Origin of the sequence: Photobacterium sp. OFAV2-7, from assembly GCF_022347985.1 — a bacterium.
GTDB lineage: Bacteria > Pseudomonadota > Gammaproteobacteria > Enterobacterales > Vibrionaceae > Photobacterium.
In genome coordinates, this window is sequence record NZ_JAKRFQ010000380.1 from 1 (window position 1) to 4655 (window position 4655).

Consider the following 4655-nt stretch of genomic DNA (forward strand, 5'->3'; position numbering starts at 1 on the left):
ACCCCTTTATAGGGGATTTGGCGGATGATGGCTGTCAGCGTATCGAAGTCCAATGAATTGGCGGTATTGAGGGCCTTGATTGCCATTCGGGTATAGTCGTAGTGAAAACCCGCCGCCGGAATCGTGGGCTCCTTGCCGTATTTAGTCTTAAACCGCCTGACCCACCATCGCTGCCACAGTGCGATAGGCATGGCCGAGTCCATCGTGACCACGTAGTTTGCGGCATCGCCCGTCATTTCATGCCAGTTACCCAACCAGCGCAGGCCATGGCCGAGTAATAAGGCTTTTACTTCGAGTTCTTTGAACTGTTTGACGAAGCTGCTGACGGCAACGTCACCGGTTGATGTCATGGCGACCAGCGAGACCTGCTCGGATTTGTATTTGTTGATCAACTGACGGAATTCGGTTTCGTCCAGTGCCGCGGTATCGAAGGGCAAAGGGTCAAAGCCGGCTTCTTTGAGGCTGAGCATCAGTGCCTCGCCCCAGCCTCGCCCGAAGGCACTATCCTCGACCAAGATTGCAGCACGCCTGTTGGCAGGCTGCCAAAGCTCATGTTCCAACAGATACTTGAGAGGAGCACCATAAAGGCCGGCGAGTTTCGGCGGTGAAGGCCATCCCTTGAACCAGCCCCGGTAACGCTGGGGATCATCGTTTATTTTGGCAGCGATATACTGTGATGCCCCCAGGTGGCCAAGGTGAATCGTATTGAGATCGGCCGTTACATCCATCAGTGCCAAGGCGACGGATGAATGCCAGCCCCCAACCATCAGCTTGACCCCTTGCTGCTGGATAGCCTCGGTCGTAGCTTTTACTGCGACTTCCGGGTTTGACTGGCTATCTACCCATACAATCTCAATATCATGCCGTATGCCATTGATGGTCACCGGGGCCTCACCAGCTGCCCGGGCATCTTCAAGTGCCATCAAGACTCCCTGCCTGATCGCATCACCGGTCTGTTTGGCCGGGCCGCTAAATGGTCCGCAAACGCCGAGTTTCAAGGGAAGGTCGGAGTTTTGAGGAATATCGGCAGCATCCTGGGTACCAAGGACATTTGGCGCGTACACGGAAAGAGTGCCAGCCGCGCCAAGCACACTGGCAGTATGGATAATCTGCCGCCTGCTTAACGGACTAAAGCGCGCTTGGGTATTGCTTTGTTTTAAGTTCTTCAAGGTCAGGCCTTTGCTTTCTTATTCGCGGAGGCGCGGCATGTCGTGCGCTGATGCCTATCTATTCAGGTTAGCCTAAGTGCTGGTGGTTGCCGGGGAAGAAGGTACACGTAATAAGTCAAGCGAGGTTGTCTGGGCGTCTATACTCACTTTGACTGGTACTTTTTTTGCTTATTTTTCGCTAACGGATTCGGGAGGAATTGAATGGGGCTTTTGCAACAGAGTCTTAAGGCCCGAATGACTGCCTATTTTTTGTTGGTATCCGTGTTGGTCGTGGTGGCGCTGGCATCGGTGACCTACTTGCTTGCGGCCGAAACTCAAAAAGAGATCGCGATTGATCAGTTTGATTTGACGGCTGATCACAAAGAGTTCGAAATTAACCGCTATATCGCCGAGCAGATAACGGTTGTTAGGAACATTGCAGAGCTTGATGAGCTTCGGGCGGCGGCCGATGCCCTGCTGGCCGAAGAAACAGGGACGGCGGCATACAAGACAGCCCATTTTCAGCTGGCAGAGGTGTTGTTTCTTTCGACCTTTCTTGATTACGGCTCGGCAACGGCCTCTGATCTGACAGAGGTGTTTATGATGACCAGAGTCGGTGGTCGAGTCTTCTTCTCGACTCAGCCTGATGATGAAGGTGAATATCGGCTAAACCATCAATACTTTGTTCAGGGACAGAAGGAAACGTTCTTGCAGAAGGTGTACCCCAACCCGGATACGGCTGCACCGACCTTAACCGTATCCACTCCCCTGCTGAGCCCGACTGGCGAATTGCTTGGCGTGCTGGCCGCCCATGTCCGCTTGTCGGTATTGGTTGAGATTGTCAGTCGGCAAACAGGGCTGGGGGAAAGCGGTGAGGCATACCTTGTCGATGCCCATAATCGTTTTATCTCTCCCGAGCGGTTCGGTCATGCCTCCTATCCGCGAGGAGTTCATAGTCAGGGTATTGAAACGGCCCTGCAGGGCCATAATGGTGCCGGGCTATATGATAACTATGCTGGCGAGCCAGTGATTGGCAGCTATCGGTGGCTGCCTGAGCTGGGGCTGGCCCTGATATCAGAAGTCAGGGCTTCAGCGGCACTGGCACCCGCCAATCGGTTTGGCGTCATGGTACTGGCTGTCGGTTTGCTGGCTGTCGGCTTGTTGAGCATCGGTATCTATCTGATTGCCGTTAGGATCACCCGGCCGATCTCGGCTGTTACTGAGACGACACTGAAAATCAGTGCTGGCGATCTGACTCAGACTGCCCCGGTGCTGACTCAGGACGAGACCGGGCTGCTGGCGCAGAACTTCAACCAGATGATTGCCAGGCTGAAGAAAACGCTCGACGACCTGGCCGAAGAGCGCGAGAGATCTGAGCATTTGCTGCTTAACATCTTGCCGGCTCCCATTGCTGAGCGCCTGAAGCATGGTGAAGACACAATTGCCGATAGCTTCTCCGAGGTCACAATCTTGTTTGCCGATATTGTCAACTTCACGCCGATGTCCGCCGGGTTGCCTGCGGCAGAAGTGGTGGGCTTGTTGAATGAAATATTCTGCGAGTTTGACAGCTTGAGTGAGCGCCGGGGGTTGGAAAAAATCAAGACCATTGGTGATGCCTACATGGTTGGGGCGGGAATTCCTATCCCGCGTGATGATCATGCTGAAGTGGTTGCCGAGACGGCACTGGATATGCTCGACGTCATCGCATGCTTTAACCAGCGCCATGGTAAGACACTCAGCATTCGCATCGGGATCAACAGCGGACCCGTTGTTGCCGGGGTGATTGGTACCAAAAAGTTTATCTATGATATTTGGGGTGATGCGGTTAATACCGCTTCGCGGATGGAGTCGCAGGGATTGAAGGGCGGTATTCAGATCACCGAGGTAACCTACAAGCATTTGAAAGATGACTATGAATTTGATGATCGGGGAATGGTGGTGATTAAGGGCAAGGGAGAAATGCACACTTATATGCTGAAGGGGCGTAAGGAAGCAGCGGTCAACGAATAAGGATAGGTCTATGAAGTTATTTTCCAGCATTCTGATGGTATTCGCGGTTGTATTATCTGGCTGTGACAGCCAGCCGTTACAGGAAAAAGAGTTGCGTATCGGTTTGATTGCGCCGATCAGCGGGCAGATCCCGGAAGTCGGGCTGGCAACGGTAGAAGCGGCCAAGTTGGCGGTGCAGGAGGTCAATGATCGGGGGGGCTTGATTATTGATGATGAGCGTTATCATGTGGCGCTGCTGATTGAGGACAATCAGGATAATGCCGAGCAAACCATCAGTGCTGCACTGCGACTTATCAACCAGCAGAACGTCAGCGCCATCATTGGCCCGCAGGCGAGCCGTAATGCCATTCCTGCTGCCCGGTATGCCGAATATGCTCAGATTCCGTTACTCAGCCCCTGGTCGACCAATCCGGAAACTACACGAAACAAGAAATGGGTCTATCGGATTGCCTTTAACGACACCTTTCAGGGGCAGCTGATGGCAAGGTTTGCCTATCAGGATTTGGGCTACCGGAAAGCGGCAGTGTTATACGATGTCTCCAGCGAGTATAACCGCAATTTGGCTGAGGTATTTCGTGCTGCTTTCAGGGAGCAGGGTGGCAGGGTCGTTGCCTATGAGCTCTATACCCGCGACGCGCCGGATGTGACTGAGCAGCTACGTCGTATTCAGGCTGCGGCCCCAGGGGTATTGTTCTTGCCCAATTATTATAACGAGGTACCTGAGCAGGCCCGGTTGGCCAGAGAACTTGGTCTTGATGCCATGCTGCTTGGCAGTGATACCTGGACGCAAATTCCCGAGTCGGATCGTGATGCGCTTGAAGGCGCTTATTTCAGCACGCATTACGCCGTCAATAAAGCCGATGGTGAGGCGGTGCATTTCAGGGCACGTTTTAGAGAAGCTTATAGCAAGGAACCGAGTGATGTCGTTGCGTTAACCTACGATGCTTTCGGGATGCTCTTTGAAGCGGCAAGGCGCAATGGTGGTACTGATCCGAAAGGTATTCGTGATGCATTGAATACCTTAGGGGGCTATGAAGGGGTTACCGGTCGAATCGAATATAAAGAATCCGGCGATCCGTCGAAAAGTGCCGTTTTGCTTGAAATTAAGCAAGGCGAATTTGTTTTTAAGCGCAGGATAGAACCGGAATGATTGAACTAACGAGTTAACGATAATGTGACAAGTGTCATTAATAATTGCAGACATAATGCCACACCAACCTTCGTCATGATTTACTATCATGGACTTCACCTATTTGTACTTTCAGCTTGAAAATGGGAAGCACAAAACCGTGTATTCACATTTGGATAACTGAAAAAGGATTTACGATGAAAGCTGTACTTTATTCCCTGGTTCTTTTTAGTATTTCAGTCTGTGCAAGTAGTGGTAACAATGAAACGTTTTTTTCTCTTCAAGAAGTACAGCAAGCCAAATCGGTAGAGCTCGCTGACAGTTTTATGGTCAAAGCATCAGATGATCTGGCGTTAGCTGTTCGCTCT

The 4655-nt window shown here is 51.9% G+C and carries 3 protein-coding genes; 2 read left to right on the plus strand and 1 reads right to left on the minus strand.

Translation table 11 applies throughout. The features are described 5' to 3' along the window. Positions 1-1169: ABC transporter substrate-binding protein (locus MHN01_RS17150; RefSeq protein ID WP_239412455.1), on the minus strand; the 1169-nt coding region annotated here is incomplete at its 3' end. A 201-nt stretch (positions 1170-1370) separates the two neighbouring features. On the opposite strand from MHN01_RS17150, the gene MHN01_RS17155 reads away from it, so the two are divergent. Beyond that, positions 1371-3158 (plus strand): adenylate/guanylate cyclase domain-containing protein, encoded by a 1788-nt coding sequence (locus MHN01_RS17155; RefSeq protein ID WP_239412456.1) that lies wholly within the window; start codon positions 1371-1373, stop codon positions 3156-3158. A gap of 10 nt (positions 3159-3168) precedes the next feature. Then, the gene (locus MHN01_RS17160; protein WP_239412457.1) at positions 3169-4308 is read left to right on the plus strand and encodes an ABC transporter substrate-binding protein; all 1140 of its coding nucleotides are present in this window, start codon (positions 3169-3171) and stop codon (positions 4306-4308) included. Positions 4309-4655: the final 347 nt, after the last annotated feature.